The organism is Kitasatospora sp. NPDC054939, assembly GCF_053610105.1.
Genome location: NZ_JBSGXP010000003.1, coordinates 96,373 through 112,264, shown reverse-complemented (window position 1 = coordinate 112,264; position 15,892 = coordinate 96,373). Strand labels below are relative to the sequence as shown.

The following is a 15,892-nucleotide window of genomic DNA, read 5'->3' as shown; positions in this document are numbered from 1 at the left end:
GTACCGGCTAAGCGGAGGGGGGTGGTGTGCGGGCTGCTCGCGATCATCGTGTTGCTCTCTGGTCCTGTTCGAATTCCGCTGCGTGGAGCCCGGAGGGCACAACGGTTACACGAGTACTGACGATCGATCTACATGTGTTGCCGAGGGGTTATGGGATGTTCGATTTGGAACGGGATCGCGGGGTGTGCAAGTCCGGCATACTCTGACATTTCCCTGTGGGGATTGCTGCAGATCTGCTGCTGACACTCAGGCATGATCGCGGCAGCGTAGCGAGACGTGCCACCGCCCTCCGACGCCCCCGACTGGCTGATCCCGCTCCGCCTCCAGGTAGGACGCCGCATCCTTGCGATCAGAGAGACAGCCGGCCTTAGCCAGGAGGCGTTAGCCGAGCGGGCGGGCATCAGCAGGCACACCGTCTACCGGGCGGAGACCGGCTCGCACGGGGTGAGCGTCGACGTGATCCTCAAGATCTCTGCCGCGCTGGAAGTCGCGCCCGCCGCACTGTTCCCGTCGACTTGGCCCTAGCCGGTCCGCCGGGCTCCGCACGGGCAGTCGCTGGTCTCGCATCGGCAACGCAGGGGTTTCTCCCGCGGGTCGAGCCGGATTCCGCCGCGGCAGGCGTGGTGGGCGCCGAGCGCGCACTCGGGGCTGACGTAGGTGCCCGTGACGCGGTAGTCGAACCACAGGGTGATCGGCGGGTCCTCGCGCGACCTCGTCACGTCAGCGCTCCGGCCAGGCAGACGGCGCACTGGACCACCGGGTAGCCGCAGCCGCCGAGGGCGGGCGTGTAGACGTGCCCGGCACTGCGGAGGTCGCGGTCGGCCTGGCCGCACAGGACGCACGCCTGGGCGTGGATTTGGGCGTGGGTGACGAGGACGTCGCGGGTCTGCTGCCCGTCGAGCCGGTACTCGGCCCACGAGGCCCCGACGGCTCGTCGGATGGCTGCGGTGAGGATGCCGGGGTCGGTCAGCTGGTCGCCGACCGGGGGGATGAGCCAGTGGATGCCGGGCGGGGTGGTGAGGTCGGGGCCGGGGACGGCGAGGTGGTGACCAGCGGTGAGGTGGCGGGCCGGGATCCCCGTGAGGTCGGGGTCGGTGCCGACGGGGATCAGGATGTAGATGCGGGGGTCGCGGCGGGTGTCCCAGATGACGGGGCCGGGCCGGGGGCCGGTGGTCGTATCGAGGATGGCGACGGTGGCGAGGCCGGTTTGCTGGGGCAGGCAGATGGCGTCCCAGTGGGTGCCGGCCTCGACGGCGTCGACGGTGTCGTGCGGGGGGATCCAGGGCGGGATGGTGCGCATGCGCCTCTCCTGATGGGTGGGGAGAGGTCATCGTGGCGCGGCCGGTGGGGCGGAACTATCTCAGTTCCGGGATAGTTTCTGGATCTTGGCTTAGGGGTGCAGGCCGATCCACCGCGCGTACGCGTCGACCGTGTGAACCCCGCCGCGCGCTGTCTTGCGCCCCGACCTCAGCAGGCCAGCCACGGTGTCCCGGACGATCGGGCTCAGCCGCGTCTGCTGCGGCGCCAACCGCCGGGCCTGCAGCAGCTCGCGGTGTGCCCTGTCCGGCTTCCCGGTCCACAGGTAGGCGCGCGCGACCTCGGCGTGATGGTGCGCTGCCCGGGAGGCCGCCCAGTCCCGCGGAATCGGCAGGGTCCGTGCGAGGGCGATCGCTTGGGCGTACTTCATTTGGTCGATCAGCGCGGACACATGGTGGACCTGGACATTCGTCGGTCCCCAGGACAGCCACAGCTCCTGGGGGATCTCGCCGGTCCGTGCCGCGATCCGCGCCGCCTGGGAGATGTGCTCGTCGACGCCGTCGGAGTCGTTCGCCCGCGCGGCGAGGACCGCGGACGCGAGGTGCGCCTGGCCGGTGACGGCGTCACGGGTCTGGCCGGGGTCGGCTTGGGCGGCGGTGGCGCGGGCGATCTCAGCGAGCCGGATGCCGACCCGGTAGTTGCCGGCGCGCAGGTGGCCGAGGGAGCGGTTGTACTGGCGGACCGCGGCGAGGTTGGCGTCCGATGCCCGTTCGGCGGCCCAGCCGGACCGGTCGAGCGAGGTCATCGACAGGTCGTGGTAGCCGAGCTTGCTGGCGATGTCGTAGCCGCACCGGTAGAGGATCGCCAGGGTCCGCCACGGGCCGGCGTCGGCGCTGCTGTGGGCCGCGGTGGTGGCCTCGGTCATGACGGCGGGCAGTTCGCCGGCGACGGTGCGGAGGTCGCCTGCGCGGATGAGGGATGCGAGCTGCCGGGTGTGGCTGTCGATCGCGGCGTTCGGGCGGGGCCGGACGTCGGGGTCGGCGCCGAGGTCGTGCAGGTCGAGTGCCTCGCGGAGGGGCTGGATGAGGCCGTCGAGGTGGTCGCGCCGCAGTTCGTCGAGGTAGGGCTGGCCGGTGAGGTCTGCCGTTGGGACGCCCAGGGCGCGGGCGATGGCGGCGAGGACGGTGGAAGTGGCCTGCCGGTGGCCCTGTTCGACGTGGGAGACGTGGCTGGGGCTGATGCCGGCGAGGTCGGCGAGTTCGCGTTGGGTGAGGCCGTGGTGGCGGCGGATGGCGGCGATGCGCTGGCCGGTGGTCTGCTCGTCCATTGCGGGCTCCTGGCGGTGGAGGGGTTGGGGTTGAACCTACCGGGCCGGAGGCGGTTGGGTGGTTGGCATGACGGGTGATCGTGTGCTGTATCTGCTGGGGTCTGCTGCTCCCCCGGTGCTGTCGTACGCCGAGGTGGTGGCGGATGCTCAGGCGCGTGGCTGGGATGTGGTGGTGGGGCTGACGCCGACGGCCGCCGCGTGGCTGGAGCCGGAGCTGCCGGGGTTGGCGGAGTTGACCGGGCATCCGGTGAAGTGCCGGTTCCGCTGGCCCGGGGAGCCGGAGGTCCTGCCGCCCGCGGATGCGGTGCTGGTGGCGCCGGCGACGCTGAACACGGTCAACTCGATCGCGCTGGGGCTCACTCCGTCGTGGGTGGCGGCGTTCGCGGCGGAGGCGATCGGGCGGCGGATCCCGATGGCGGTGATGCCGTGCACGAATCAGGCGTTGACGGCTCATCCGCAGATGGCACGGAGCGTAGAGACGCTGCGTGAGGCTGGGGTTCGGGTGCTGCTGGGGGAGGGCGGTTTCGTGCCGAATCCGCCTGGGACGGGGAACCCGGCCATGTACCCGTGGGAGGCGGCGCTGGACGCGATGCGCCACGGGTGAGTGCCAGTTTCGCAGGTCGCATACGGCGAGGCGCCCCGCCCTCCCTGAGGAGAGCGGGGCGCTTTGGCCCGCCGGGGACTGGAGGCCGCCTCATGCTGGCCCTAGGAAGCATTCACGAGGCAGGGACCACCCGGTGGGCGGAACCATCATAGCGCACCGGGGGTGCTGGCTTGCAGTCAACTGCTCTGCCTGGTAGGCGAATTCGTCGTGCGCAGATCCGGCGCAGTGCCCTCCGGAACCCTGGATCGGAGGGGCGGCCGGATTCCCATCACCCTTTTGGGTGAAGGCACTTGAACTTTGATTCACGGTGAATCATAGTTGGGGGTGTCGAGAGAGGGAGGACCCCGATGACCGCCATCGCCATCACCGCCACCAACGCCGCCGCCCAGGCCGGCGTCACGGTCGACACCGTGCGCGACTGGTGCCGCAAGGGCGTCGTCGCCGCCGTCAAGCAGGCCGGCCGATGGGTCATCGACGCCGCCTCCCTCGCCTACCGCATCAAGCTCCCCACCCTGCTCCGCAAGCGCCGCCCGGCCGCCCTCACCACCGAGGCCATGGTCGCCATCGGCGGCAACCGCTGGCAGAAGAACGGCCACGACCGCGTCTACATCAACGACTGGACCGAGTTCGCCGGCCTCGACGTCTCCTACTACAAGTCGGGCAACATCTGCGGCGCCGCCTACCGCGGCGAGGGCATCTCCAACTCCCAGGCCCGCCTCATCCTCGGCAGCATCTCGAAGGTCTGGTTCGACGCCGCCGACGGCGAGCTCCACTGCTACCTCGGCCGCGGCGCCGAGTCCCGCGTCGCCACCCCCAGCGAGATCTGGGGCCACGTCGCCGCAGGCATCCGCGCCGCCGTCGCCGCCCTCTGACCGCCCCTACACCGGAAGGACCCACCCCCGTGACCACCAACACCGCCACCTGGTCCGTCGTCAGCGGCCCCTCGCCCGACGCGCACGCCGTCGAACCCGCCCCGCACGGCATCACCATCCCCGAGACCATCCTCGACTGGGCCTCCACCCACGGCCTCGACATCGACGACCCCGACATCTACCTCCTCGTCACCCCCCAGGACGAGGAGGACACGGTCGACGGCGAGATCGCCTACCTCCACCACCCCATGGAGGAGGACGACATGATCCGGCTGCGCGAAGCCCTCGCCCCCGACGAGCCGGGTCCGCACTTCACCGCCTGGGTCACCACCGACACCTCGTGCCTGGACCAGCCCAACATCGACGTCGACGTCCTCGCCGACACCATCCACGGCTACAACGCCTCCGGCCCCGTCTGGACCTCCTCCACCACCACGCTCACCCACCTCACCACCACCGTCCCCGCCGCCGACGGCGACGGCGACAAGGCCCTCAAAGAGGCCAAGGACCTGCTCGCCGAAGCCGGCTGGACCCTCACCGGAACCTGGGACGCCGTCGACACCGGCTTCGTCGCCACCGTCGAACGGGACGCCGACGAGACCTGGACCGCGGAGGAGATCGCCCACCAGATCGGCGCCTCCAGCCCCGACTACGCCCGCACCCTCATGTCCCGCCTGGGCGTGAAGTCCGTCGCCCGCCAGCCCGGCCGCGCCGGACAGGCCCTCTACCCGACCGCCCGCGCCCTGTACGCCCACGGCACCCGCCTCGGCCAGGGCGCCCGCACCGACCGCAAGGACAGCACCGAATGACCTCCGCACCACTCGCGCCCGCCATCCCCGGCCCCCGCCCGCACGCCCCCCAGCTGCGCCCCTACCAGCGCGAAGCCGTCACCGCGATCGCCGCCGGCCTGGCCGGCGGCGGCCCCGGCCAGTGGCACGCCTGCTGCGGCTCCGGCAAGACCCTGGTCGCCCAGCGCGCCGCCGAGGATCTCCTCGGCGCCGCCGGCACCGTCGCCGTCCTCGCCCCGTCCCTCTCCCTGGTCGCCCAGACCCTCGCCTCCTGGCGCCGCCACACCCTCACCGGCCCCATCGACGCCCTCGCCGTGTGCAGCGACGACACCGTCGCCGACGCCGGCACGCACCTGGCCGACCTGAAGACCCCCGTCAGCACCGACCCGCAGCACATCGCCGACTGGCTGCGCACCCCGGCCACCGGCAGGCGTCTCGTGGTCGGCACCTACCAGTCGGCCGACCGGCTCGCCGCCGCGGTGCGCGCCACCGAGGCTCCGTTAGACCTGCTGGTCCTCGACGAGGCCCACCACCTCACCGGCCGCCCGGAAGCCACCACCCGCCGCTGTGTCGACCGGCGCTGGCTCCCGGCACACCGCTCGCTCTACCTCACCGCCACCCCGCGGCTGGAGAACGTGCGCGCCGACACCCCCACGCTCACCATGAGCGACACGGCGGTGTTCGGCCCCGTCCTGCACAGCTACCCGGCCGCACGCGGCATCGCCGAGGGCTACCTGGAGGACTACCGCATCGCCGTCGTCGGCCTGCGCGACCACGAAGCGCGCGCCATGCTGGCCGACCCCGGCGCCGAGTACGTCGACCGGCCCGGCGCCCCCGCCCTGCAGACCGTCGTCGCCCAGGCCGCCCTCATCAAGGCCCGCGAACAGTTCGGCCTGCGCCGCGCCCTCACCTTCCACCACCGGGTGGACGCCGCCGCGGAATTCGCCCGCACCCTGCCCGCCACCGCGGCCCGCCTCGGCCACGACCCCCACGCCCTGTACGCCGGCCACGTTCACGGCGAGATGACCCACGCGGTGCGCGGCAGCATCCTCTCCCGCCTCGCCGACGTCCCCGACGGCCAGTGGGCCGCCGTCGCCTCCGCCCGCTGCCTGTCCGAGGGCCTCGACGTCCCCGCCGTCGACGCGGTCCTGTTCGCCCACCCCAAGGAATCGGCGGTCGACATCATCCAGGCCGTCGGCCGCGCCCTGCGCCGCCACCCCGACACCGCCGGCCCTTCCACCATCATCGTCCCGCTCGTCGTCCCCGACACCGATGGTGAGGTCGGCGACCTCGACGCCGGCGACTTTCGCACCCTGTGGCAGGTCATCCGCGCCCTGCGCGCCCACGACGAGCAGCTCGGCGCAGCGCTGGACTACCGGCGCTCGAACCTCTCGGTGTCGAACCCGCAACTGCCCGCGAAGATCACGGTCGTCATGCCCGACGGGACCTCCCAGCGAGTCATCGACCAGCTGACCGTGCTGACCGTACGCCAAAGCACCTCCGCGTGGTGGGAAGCCCTGTCCGCCGCCCGTGCCTTCCACGCCGAGCACGGCCACCTCAACGTGCCCACGAGGTACGTCACCGCCGACGGGACCAAGCTCGGCTCCTGGATCAGCGTGCAGCGCAAGAGCTACGCGAAGGGCTGGCTGCGCGAACAGCACATCGCCGAGCTGGAGAAGCTCGGCATCGCCTGGGACGTCTACGGCGCCCAGTTCGCCGCCGGCCTGGCCGCCCTGCGCGCCTTTCACGCCGAGCACGGCCACACCCACGTTCCCCAGCGCCACCGCAGCCCCGACGGCTTCGGCCTGGGCATGTGGCTGTCCAACCAGCGCCAGAAGCACCGTCAGGGCAGGCTCGGCCTGGACAACGCGCGGGCACTGGAGGAACTCGGCGTGACATGGCGGGGCGCAGGAGTTGAGCGGGGCATGGCCGTCGCCCGCGCCTTCCACGCCGAACACGGCCACCTGCGGGTACCGAAGGAGACCGTCTACCACGGCCTGAACCTGTCGCAGTGGCTTGCCGAGCAGCGCACCGACCACCGCAACGGGACGCTGAACTGCGAAACGGCCCGCGAACTCGAACGGATGGGCCTCCAATGGGCGCCGCACGACGCCAGGTTCGCCGCAGGCCTGGCCGCCGCCCGCGCCTTCCACGCCGAACACGGCCATCTCAACGTCCCCGACGACACGATCGTCGGCGACCTGAACCTCACCGCCTGGATCCAGCGCCGCCGAAACGACCACCACCGGGGCCGGCTCTCGCCCGAGCGGACCGCCGCTCTCGACGAACTCGGGATCGCCTGGTCGCCCCACGACGACAAATGGCACCGGGGCCTGGCCGCCGCCCGTGCCTTCCACGCCGAACACGGCCACCTGCGCCCCCCGGCCAAGACCTGGTTCGAGGGTGTGCAGCTCAGCGCCTGGGTCGTCGCCCGACGCAAGGAGTACCACGAGGGCAAACTGCCGACGCAGCGCGTCACGGCACTGGAGGACATCGGCATGCAGTGGACCGTTCGCTTCGGCCCCGCCCACCATCCGCGCAGGAGCGACACGTGAAGCCGTCCGCCCTGCCGAAGGTCCGCGACCAAGTCGTACGGCACCTTGCCGACCCGGCCATGCCGATCCGTGCCGCAACCAGCCCCGGGGTCCAGCCAGACCTCGATGCCGAACTCAGCCGGCTACAGGCCGCCGAGCTGTACTGGGTCTCCGCAGACATGGCCGCACTCGCCATGTCCGCCGGCAGCCAGCTCGCCGCAGCCCGATGGGCGACAGCAGACCGGCCGGCGCCCTGCGGACTCATGGTTTTCGACGGCGGCATCGGCACCTACTCCGATGGACCCGTCGAGATCCCGGTCGAGGCCATCTCGTGGGGCCCTTCGTCGGGCGGCCTCTCCATCGGCCTCTGGCTCAGCCGCTCACTCCTCGAACAGCGCGTCCGCGAGAATGGCCGCTTCCTCGGGATCGAAAACGATCAGGTGCCCCCACTGGTCCCCACCGCAGGCCGGCACCTGCCCGTCGGGGCCGAGCCGGTGCCGTTTGCGGAGATCGGCCCCGACAGCGTGCAGCCCATCGTGCAAGCCCTCGCCGCTGCGTGGCTGCTCGTGCAGCAGCCCACGCTCGTCGACCGTCGGCAGGAGCGCGCCGACAAGCCCACCGCGCGGGCGTACGGCCGGCTGGGGAAGCCGTCGCCGCAGGTGAACCTGGTTGACCTGCGTCGCGCCTATGCTCCGGACCAGCGCGTGGAGACCGGGCAGCACGGCGGCCACCACTACCGGCATCGCTGGGTCGTCCAGGGCCACTGGCGGGACCAGCCGTTTGGGCCCGAGCGCGCCCAGCGCCGAAAGCAGTGGATTCCCGCACACATCAAGGGCCCGGACGGGGCGCCGCTCCTGGCGACTGAACGAGTCAATGTCTGGCGCCGCTGAACGACAAGCGCCCCCGTCCGGCCATCTGCCGGGCGGGGGCGCCCTACTCGATGCTGTACGGGACGAGGACCTCGGGTATCGGTTCGTCCGGCAGGCCGGCACGTCGCAGAGTCTTCGACTGCCGGCGGATGATGCGCATCGCCATCCGCACGAGGCCGGTCAGTGTCGTCACCCGCTCGGTCTGCTGCTCGACCAGCTCGGTCAGGTGGTCGACCTTGGTCTCAAGATTCCCGATCTTGTTGTTGAAGTGCCGCCATATCTCCGGACTCACCTGAAGCTCATCGTGGGGAGGCTCCGGCACCTCGACCTGGCGGCCAACCTCACCCCGCGGCACCGACATCCGGGCGACCAGAACCGACCCGAACACGCCGACGACCGCGATGATCACCCCGATGACAGTGCCCTCGCTACCCGGCATGGCGACCACCACCTCCATGGCACTGCTGGCAGTCACGACGTCGTCGCCCCGTCACCTCCGCCACCACTACGAGCAGCAGGACGGGGGCGACCAGCAGCGGAACCGCTGCCCATGCCTGCGGGTACTGGCCTGTGATTGATGCCGCGATGTAGGCGAGGATCCAGATCAGGGGCGGCCCGGCGGCAGCGCCGAACCCCCAGGTGTCTCGGCCGGGGCGGAGCGCTGCGGCGATGCAGGCGAGGGCGCCGCAGCTGACCCAGACGATGCCCCAGCCTGGGAGGGCGAGTAAGTCGGTGAGCGCGGAGGCTGCGCGGGCGAGGCCGGCGCGTGTGGTCGTCATGAGGCCGACACCGTAGATCATCCACGGGATTCCGCATGACAGGAGAGCGGTGCCGCGCCAGCCGATGCGGCGCCGGAGCCGGGCCAGCGCGGCACCCATCAGACGTCCTGCGGGGTAGTGGCCTTGGCTGGTTCGGGTGCAGTGACCTGGGTGCGGGTCCACATGGCGACGGCGGCGGCGACAAGGGACATCACGACGGCCTGCTGGTCGGCGGACCATTCGAGCCCGAACCCGACGGCCAGGGCAAGGACTGCCTGGGCGGCGCCGAGGATCGCGGCGGACATGCCGTCCCGGGTCATGGCGGCGACGATGAGGCCGACCATGGCCGCGGCGACGGCGTTGATGAGGGTCTGCTGGTCGGAGGTGACGTCGAGGCCGAACGCCGAGAGGGTCTTGACGAGGATCGCGATGAGGCCGAGCCAGAGTGCAGGCTCGCGGCCGAGGATACGGGGCATCAGTTCTCCTTCGGGGTGACGGTGATCTGCAGTTCGATGCCGCTAGCGAGCGCCGCGGCGACGGCCGGTCCGACTACGGCCTGGACGACCTCGGCGAGCGTTGCCTTGAACTCCTCGTGCAGCTCCGGCACGATCTGCTGCATCCCCCACGGCGCGCCTTCCGGGACTTCGTTCTTCAGCACCGCCTTCTGCCAGTAGAGCTGGGCCCAGGCCAGGGTGTCCCTGACTTCGGGGCTCGCCGCGATCGCGGTGAGTTCTTGCTTGCTGTAGGGCATGTCGTCCTCCTCGGGGGCTGGGGTGGTGGGCTTGCCACTGGCGGCCGCGATGATCCCGGGCAGCACGATGTCGTGGAACTGTCGTACGCGTGCATCGCCGGGGCACGCGGTGCCGCCGTCGGACCACTGCGGGTACATGCGGTGGAAGCCGAAGCCGGGGTCGTCGTGGGAGCGGCAGGCCCTTAGGGGGATGCCGTGCTGGCGGTGCAGCCACAGGCCGAGTTCGATCAGGGCGCGCAGTTGGGCGTCCGTCCACGGGTCGGAGTGCGACGTGTTCGATGCCGTCTCCACCGACACAGCGCCGGTGCCGTCCGGGCGGCGGTTGGCGTACATGTTGGCGTCGGCCCTGGTCTCGGTGCCGATGTACTGCGCGAGCCGGCCGTCAAAGCCGAGCCCGAAGTGCGACTCCAGGCCCGTGGAGTCCCGCCAGAACTCGTAGGTCCGCTCGGGTGTCCACGGGGCCGCGATGCTGTGGAGGATGAGCTGGGTGGGGCGGATCGCGGGCTGCGCGTCACTTTCGGGCTGCAGCTCCAGCTTCTTCGCGCCTGGGTACCAGGCCATGTCGCGCTCCCGTCGTCACATTTGCTACCAGCAGTCCCCCGCGCACCGCCGATCCGGCCAGCCGGGCCCGTCCGCGCAGCTTCCACACGCCGATGGGCCCGGCCGCCACCAGAGCGGCACACGCGGACCCGGCGCAGGTCAGAGGGCCAACAGGTAGCCCTCCAGCCAGCCAGCACCTCATCTCCGCACCGGGCCCACACCACCACAGTCCCGCCCCCACGTGACCGGCCTGCAACGCCGTGACCTGCGTTTCTACCGGTTGTACGCCGCAGGATTACGGTCTGCGGCAGCAGTCCGGCGTCACCGTCCGCCGACGCTGCAGCGCGGGGCCCGGTCATGCGGGCCTGGGCCCCGCCGTCAAGCCCGCAACCGCCCGCAACAGGAGTCCTCGTGGCACCCCCTCTTCATGTCTTCGGCTGGCTCGCGGACAGGGCTGGCTGTGGATTCCTGCGGCTCCAGCTCCCTCTCGGCACGCTCGCGGCGGCCGGCTACCGGACCGTGTGCTCCGAAGGCATGGCGGAGGAGATGCAGACCGCCACACTCGTCGGGCAGCGGATCTGCAAGGAGCACCCGTCGGCCCGCTGGCAGCAGCTCTCCCGCCGTCCGGCAGGGGACCGGCCGCGGCTGGTCTTCGAGTTGGACGACGACCTGTGGCAGGTGGACTCCTCGTCGCCGGTCGCGCATGCCTTCTACACGCAGCCCGACGTGATGGAGCGCCTGGAGGCGAACATCCTGGCTGCCGACGTCGTGACGGTGACGATGGAGGCGCTGGCCGAGCAGGTCCGCCGGTACAACCCGAACGTCGTCGTGATCCCGAACTACCTGCCCGAGTGGCTGCTGACGCACGAGCGGCCCCGCCGCGAAGGCGTGGTCACGATCGGGTGGGGCGGGTCGGCGACGCACGCCATGGACGTGGCGGAGGTCGGCGGGCACCTGCGGCAGGTGATGCGCCGCAACCCTGGTACGGAGCTGCACCTCATCGGCTCCGACTACTCGCGGGAGCTCGGCGCCCGGGAACGGGTGCGGCACACCCAGTGGACGCGGACGGTGCCGGACTACTGGCGGGCGATCGATTTCGACATCATGCTCGCCCCGCTACGCGCCCACCCGTTCAACGCGAGCAAAAGCGCGCTGCGCCCGCTCGAAGCTGCCGCGCTCGGCATCCCCGTCATCGCCTCCGACTACGGGCCGTACGCCGACTTCGTGCAGCACGGCGTCACCGGCTACCTCGTCCGCCGCGACCACGAATGGGGCCGCTACCTGACCGAGTTGGTGAACGACGAGGCCATGCGCGAGGAGATGGGCGCCGCAGCCCGCCGCCAAGCCGCCGACTGGACGATCGAAGGCAACATCGACAAATGGAAGACGGTGCTGATCCCGTGACCAACGTCCTCCTCACCGGCGCCAGCGGCTTCGTCGGGGCCGCCGCCCTCGACCACCTCCTCACCCACACCGACTGGCAGATCACCTGCCCCGTCTCCTACCGGCACCACGGAGACGGCACCCGCATCACCGACGTCCTCGACCGTCACCCCAGCGAGCGCGGCCGTGTCACCGTCATCGCCCACGACCTGGCGCTGCCCATCACCGAGCCGCTGCGCCGACGTATCGGGCCCGTCGACTACATCTGGAACATCGCCTCCGAGTCCCACGTCGACAGGTCGCTCGCCGAGCCGACGCCGTTCATCCGCAACAACGTCGAACTGATGTTGAACGTCCTCGACTTCGCCCGCGAGGTCCAGCCCAAGCTGATGCTCCACATGTCCACGGACGAAGTCTTCGGACCGGCCGCCGGCGGCTACTCGCACCACGAGTGGGACGCGATCCGGCCGTCGAACCCGTACTCGGCGTCGAAGGCGGCGCAGGAGGCCATCGGTTACTCCTTCTGGAGGGCCTACAACCTGCCGCTGCTGGTCACGAACACGATGAACCTCATCGGGCCGGCGTTCCAGCACCCCGAGAAGTACCTGCCGAAGATCGCCCGCGCCGTCCTGCGCGGCGAGAAGCTGACCGTTCACGCCTCCCCCGAAGGGCAGTCCGGCAGCCGCTGCTGGCTCGACATCCGCGACTTCGCCGCAGCCTGGCTGTGGCTCACCAAGCTGTACACGGGCGACGACACGGTCACCTACTACCCGTCGATGCCTTCCGAGCTGCTGCGCTTCAACGTGGTCGGCGAGGAGGTGTCGAACCTCGACCTTGCGCTCCTGATGGCCGACGTCGCCGGGACGAGCCTGGACTACGAACTCGTCGACTACCACTCGCAGCGCCCCGGGCACGATCCCAGATACAGCCTCGACGGCTCCAAGCTGGCCGAGGCTGGCTGGGCTGGCCCGAGGCCGCTGCGGCAGACCCTGGCGGACATCGTGGCCTGGTACCGGGCGAACCCGCAGTGGCTGGAGGCGTCGTGACCGATCTGACGATCCTCGTTCCGACGCGCGGCCGGCCGGACAACCTCTGGCAGCTGTGGATGGCGTTCGTGGAGACCTGCACGGCCGACACGAAGTTGGTGGCGATCGTGGACGACGACGACCCGGCGCTGCCCGAGTACGAGCAGCGGATCGACTGGGCTGCCGGGCACCCCAATCTGCAGCTGCTGGTGGGGCCGCGGCTGCGCCTGGGCGGCACCCTCAACGCCGCGGCGCCGGTCTTCGCCGGGCAGTGTCCGCGGATCGGGTTCATGGGGGATGATCACCGGCCGCGAACCAACGGTTGGGACGCCTGCTACATCGAGGCGCTCGACCAGCTCGGCACTGGCATGGTGTATGCCGACGACCTGATTCAGGGGCGGGCGCTGCCGACGCAGATCGCGATGACCTCGGACCTCGTGCTCGCTACGGGCCACATGGTGCCGCCCGGCCTCGTACACCTGTGGATCGACAATGCGTGGCTGGCCCTGGGGCAGGCCCTGGAGGCGATCACCTACCTGCCGGACGTGATAGTCGAGCACGCCCACCCGATCGCGGGCCGCGCGGCGTGGGACGAGGGCTACGCCGAGGCCAACGCCGATGCCCGATTCGAAGCCGACCGGCAGACGTTCGAGCAGTGGCGTGACCAGGACCTGGTCCGCTGGGTCCAGCAGATCAAGGAGTACAGCGGTGACTGAGTCTCCTCAGCTCTTCTCCATCACGGCAATCGATCCTCGATCACTGCCTCACTCCATCACGATCAAGGGCGAGCAGGGCCAGGACCTGGTCACCATCCAGTCGACCGGCGAGCTGGAGTACGGCACCAACTACACCCCTGACGAAGCCGCCAAGGCGTTCTGGACCGCCGTCAGTGGATTCGCGCCCACGCGCCGCTGCGAGTGTGACCGATGACCGAATACAGGCTGTTCAACGGCAACGTCCCGCACGTCTCGACCGCTGCCTTCCACGCCAGCCGGGAGCGGGCCCCACACCTCGAACAGCCCGTGCACCGGCCCCGGCTGGACAAGGCCTACGAGCTGGTCCTGGACGCTGTCGAGCGCCACCAGCGATCCGGTGCCGGGCACCCGGCAGGAGTCACGGACCTCGGCTGCGGAGATGGTGGCCTGCTGTCCCTTCTGGCCCGGCACGAGGACAAGTACGACCGGTGCAACCTGAGCGCGTGGGGCTATGATTTCCAGCCGTCCAACCAGGCGGGCTGGGCGGAGCGGGGCGTCATGGCCGAGCTTCGCGACGCTTTCGCTCCGGACCATCCGGGCGTGATCCTCGGCGACATTGCGGTGATGACCGAGGTCCTGGAGCACCTTGCAGACCCCCACGGGGCTGTCCGGCGGGTGGGAGCGCGCTGCCGCTTCGTGGTGGCCTCCAGCCCGTGGACCGAGACCCCGGACAGCCACGACGAGTGCCATGCCTGGGCGTGGGACCACGACGGCTACCGGGCCCTGATCGAGCAGGGAGGCTACCAGGTGCTGCGGCACGAGACCGTCGGACAGTTCCAGGTCATCCTCGGAGAACGGCATGCGTAGGCAACTGCGCCCGTTCCACAGCCCAGCCGAACTCGCCCGCATCTACAGCCGGCCGTACGACCACACCCACTGGCCAGCGCATGTGGAGCGCGTCGCCCACACTGCCTCCGTCCTCGACCGGTTCGCCAGCTCGACGGGCGCCCGCACGGTGGCGGACATGTCGGCTGGCGACGGGGCCGTCCTTGCTCAGTCCCAGCACCAGTGGGAGGCCGTCTACACCGGTGACCTCACCACCAGCGGCTCCCTGGAGCTGACGATCCCGGCCCTACCGGACGTCGACATGTACGTGTGCTCCGAGACGCTGGAGCACGTCGAGGACCCCGATCTCGTCCTGCGGCTGATCCGCGAGAGGGCCGCGCACCTGCTGCTCACCACGCCGCACGGGGAGAAGACGGACGACAACCCGGAGCACTACTGGGGCTGGGACGCCCGCGGGCTCCTGTCGATGCTGCACGCCGCGGGCTGGCGGGACTGCGACGGGGGACTGTTCACCCCGCAGAGCAGCGACTACTACACCTTCCAGATCTGGACGTGCTCATGAACACTCGCTGGCACACCGTCGACCACGAGAAGCAAGACGGGCACCGGGCTGGGACCCTGTTGAACAGGTCGTTCTACCTGGACGGGACGCCGAGGCTGATCGCCCTGTGCAGGCTGTTCGGTCACCGCCCGGTGGTCGACGGCTACGGCTCCGGCGAGGATCGGCGCCAAGCCCGGTGGGTGGCATGCCGCCGATGCGGGATCCGCCCCGTCCCCCAGGGGAATCTCGACCCGGGGCAGTGGGCGCTCGGTCAGCGCTACGACGGGCCGTTCTCGCCCACCGCCCCCCAGGCCGAGACCAAGACCCCTGGCGCGATGTACAAGGCGCCCGGGGTGCCGGGCCCGTGGCCTACCAGCCCGAAGGCCGAGATCAGCGGCCAGCTGGTTATTGGGGGCGGGCAGTACCGGAGCCTCGGCGCGAAGTTCAAGGTCGGTAACTGCGGCAGCGAGAACGCGCTGAGCTGCCACGTTGCGTTCGGCCGGCTCGGCGCCCTCTACCTCAACTCGGGCAGCCACGCCCGGTGGGTGCAGCGGCGCCTCAACTCCGGCACTTACGCGTCCCGGGTGGTCGAAGCCACCGTCCACGACGGAAGCCTGTGGTGGAAGATCTGGGCGCCCCAGGACTCGTGGACCAAGGGAACGCCGCGGTGGATGGACGGCAGCACCGTTCTCGACCCCCGCGACCGCTGGCTCGGACCGGTCCGCTACTCCTACGAGGACGTTGGCCCCAAGCGCCCCGGGCGTGTGCTCATGCCCGAAGGGGACGGGCACACAGTCACCCTCCAGCTCCAGCGGCAGCGCAAGGGCCGACGCCGGGGACGACAGGTCGAGTCCTGGGTCGTCGACTGGTTGTGCCGCCCCGGCATTCCGGTCCGAAACCACGACTGGAAGGGTGACGAGATCATCAGCTCCAGCGTGGAGGTCTCCGAATCGGCCGTCGAGTACGGCCGGTGGCCGGAGGAGGCGTGCGCCCGAATCGCGGCGGACATGTCCCAGGACCGGTCGCGCCACCGCTGGCGTGGCGCGTCCACCTTTCCCCGGCCGGAGCCCGAGCCGGACTTCGACGTGGAGGTGGCCTGACG

At 70.7% G+C, this 15,892-nt stretch carries 19 protein-coding genes; 13 read left to right on the top strand and 6 right to left on the bottom strand.

All coding sequences use genetic code 11. The features are described from left to right. The first annotated feature begins 276 nt into the window (after nucleotides 1-276). Nucleotides 277-525 carry a helix-turn-helix domain-containing protein gene (locus tag ACWGB8_RS02160; RefSeq protein WP_452209331.1) on the top strand — a complete coding sequence of 83 codons (249 nt, stop codon included), beginning with the start codon at nucleotides 277-279 and terminating at the stop codon, nucleotides 523-525. A 190-nt stretch (nucleotides 526-715) separates the two neighbouring features. On the opposite strand, the gene ACWGB8_RS02155 is transcribed toward ACWGB8_RS02160, so the two are convergent. Beyond that, on the bottom strand, nucleotides 716-1,300 hold the full coding sequence (locus tag ACWGB8_RS02155) for a hypothetical protein (RefSeq protein WP_452209330.1): 585 nt from the start codon (nucleotides 1,298-1,300) through the stop codon (nucleotides 716-718). A gap of 90 nt (nucleotides 1,301-1,390) precedes the next feature. Next, complete coding sequence (locus ACWGB8_RS02150) at nucleotides 1,391-2,584, bottom strand: helix-turn-helix domain-containing protein (protein WP_452209328.1); 1,194 nt, start codon at nucleotides 2,582-2,584, stop codon at nucleotides 1,391-1,393. Nucleotides 2,585-2,651: 67 nt separating this feature from the next. Between ACWGB8_RS02150 and ACWGB8_RS02145 the strand changes: the two genes are divergently transcribed. The 5 genes from ACWGB8_RS02145 to ACWGB8_RS02125 all read left to right on the top strand — a co-directional run bounded on the left by ACWGB8_RS02145 (nucleotide 2,652) and on the right by ACWGB8_RS02125 (nucleotide 8,272). After that, nucleotides 2,652-3,188 carry a flavoprotein gene (locus tag ACWGB8_RS02145; protein ID WP_452209327.1) on the top strand — a complete coding sequence of 179 codons (537 nt, stop codon included), beginning with the start codon at nucleotides 2,652-2,654 and terminating at the stop codon, nucleotides 3,186-3,188. A 347-nt stretch (nucleotides 3,189-3,535) separates the two neighbouring features. Next, nucleotides 3,536-4,060: a hypothetical protein gene (locus tag ACWGB8_RS02140; RefSeq protein WP_452209325.1), complete on the top strand. Its 525-nt coding sequence runs from the start codon at nucleotides 3,536-3,538 to the stop codon at nucleotides 4,058-4,060. A gap of 29 nt (nucleotides 4,061-4,089) precedes the next feature. Then, nucleotides 4,090-4,869 (top strand): hypothetical protein, encoded by a 780-nt coding sequence (locus ACWGB8_RS02135; RefSeq protein WP_452209323.1) that lies wholly within the window; start codon nucleotides 4,090-4,092, stop codon nucleotides 4,867-4,869. After that, entirely contained in the window at nucleotides 4,866-7,403 is a 2,538-nt protein-coding gene (locus ACWGB8_RS02130) for a Helicase associated domain protein (protein WP_452209321.1), read from the top strand. The genes ACWGB8_RS02135 and ACWGB8_RS02130 overlap by 4 nt, the downstream gene beginning before the upstream one ends. Further along, nucleotides 7,400-8,272: a hypothetical protein gene (locus ACWGB8_RS02125; protein ID WP_452209319.1), complete on the top strand. Its 873-nt coding sequence runs from the start codon at nucleotides 7,400-7,402 to the stop codon at nucleotides 8,270-8,272. Before ACWGB8_RS02130 ends, ACWGB8_RS02125 begins: the two co-directional genes overlap by 4 nt. Before the next feature lie 43 nt (nucleotides 8,273-8,315). Here ACWGB8_RS02125 and ACWGB8_RS02120 read toward each other — a convergent pair whose 3' ends face one another. The 4 genes from ACWGB8_RS02120 to ACWGB8_RS02105 form a co-directional block, all read right to left on the bottom strand. Next, nucleotides 8,316-8,726, bottom strand: coding sequence for a hypothetical protein (locus ACWGB8_RS02120; protein ID WP_452209318.1), 411 nt, complete (start codon nucleotides 8,724-8,726; stop codon nucleotides 8,316-8,318). After that, on the bottom strand, nucleotides 8,680-9,030 hold the full coding sequence (locus tag ACWGB8_RS02115; protein WP_452209317.1) for a hypothetical protein: 351 nt from the start codon (nucleotides 9,028-9,030) through the stop codon (nucleotides 8,680-8,682). The genes ACWGB8_RS02120 and ACWGB8_RS02115 overlap by 47 nt, the downstream gene beginning before the upstream one ends. Before the next feature lie 98 nt (nucleotides 9,031-9,128). Next, complete coding sequence (locus ACWGB8_RS02110) at nucleotides 9,129-9,485, bottom strand: hypothetical protein (RefSeq protein WP_452209316.1); 357 nt, start codon at nucleotides 9,483-9,485, stop codon at nucleotides 9,129-9,131. Continuing rightward, the gene (locus ACWGB8_RS02105; RefSeq protein WP_452209314.1) at nucleotides 9,485-10,321 is read right to left on the bottom strand and encodes a peptidoglycan recognition protein family protein; all 837 of its coding nucleotides are present in this window, start codon (nucleotides 10,319-10,321) and stop codon (nucleotides 9,485-9,487) included. Before ACWGB8_RS02105 ends, ACWGB8_RS02110 begins: the two co-directional genes overlap by 1 nt. A gap of 525 nt (nucleotides 10,322-10,846) precedes the next feature. Here ACWGB8_RS02105 and ACWGB8_RS02100 point away from each other — a divergent pair. From ACWGB8_RS02100 to ACWGB8_RS02070, 7 genes are read left to right on the top strand one after another with little or no spacing between them, the layout of a single operon-like run. Continuing rightward, complete coding sequence (locus ACWGB8_RS02100; protein ID WP_452209312.1) at nucleotides 10,847-11,704, top strand: glycosyltransferase family 4 protein; 858 nt, start codon at nucleotides 10,847-10,849, stop codon at nucleotides 11,702-11,704. Continuing rightward, nucleotides 11,701-12,729 (top strand): NAD-dependent epimerase/dehydratase family protein, encoded by a 1,029-nt coding sequence (locus ACWGB8_RS02095; RefSeq protein WP_452209310.1) that lies wholly within the window; start codon nucleotides 11,701-11,703, stop codon nucleotides 12,727-12,729. The genes ACWGB8_RS02100 and ACWGB8_RS02095 overlap by 4 nt, the downstream gene beginning before the upstream one ends. After that, entirely contained in the window at nucleotides 12,726-13,424 is a 699-nt protein-coding gene (locus ACWGB8_RS02090) for a hypothetical protein (RefSeq protein WP_452209308.1), read from the top strand. The genes ACWGB8_RS02095 and ACWGB8_RS02090 overlap by 4 nt, the downstream gene beginning before the upstream one ends. Beyond that, the gene (locus ACWGB8_RS02085; RefSeq protein ID WP_452209306.1) at nucleotides 13,417-13,638 is read left to right on the top strand and encodes a hypothetical protein; all 222 of its coding nucleotides are present in this window, start codon (nucleotides 13,417-13,419) and stop codon (nucleotides 13,636-13,638) included. Before ACWGB8_RS02090 ends, ACWGB8_RS02085 begins: the two co-directional genes overlap by 8 nt. Continuing rightward, complete coding sequence (locus ACWGB8_RS02080; protein WP_452209304.1) at nucleotides 13,635-14,270, top strand: class I SAM-dependent methyltransferase; 636 nt, start codon at nucleotides 13,635-13,637, stop codon at nucleotides 14,268-14,270. Before ACWGB8_RS02085 ends, ACWGB8_RS02080 begins: the two co-directional genes overlap by 4 nt. After that, nucleotides 14,263-14,811, top strand: a complete 549-nt coding sequence (locus ACWGB8_RS02075) for a hypothetical protein (RefSeq protein WP_452209302.1) — start codon at nucleotides 14,263-14,265, stop codon at nucleotides 14,809-14,811. The genes ACWGB8_RS02080 and ACWGB8_RS02075 overlap by 8 nt, the downstream gene beginning before the upstream one ends. After that, on the top strand, nucleotides 14,808-15,890 hold the full coding sequence (locus ACWGB8_RS02070; protein ID WP_452209300.1) for a hypothetical protein: 1,083 nt from the start codon (nucleotides 14,808-14,810) through the stop codon (nucleotides 15,888-15,890). The genes ACWGB8_RS02075 and ACWGB8_RS02070 overlap by 4 nt, the downstream gene beginning before the upstream one ends. Nucleotides 15,891-15,892: the final 2 nt, after the last annotated feature.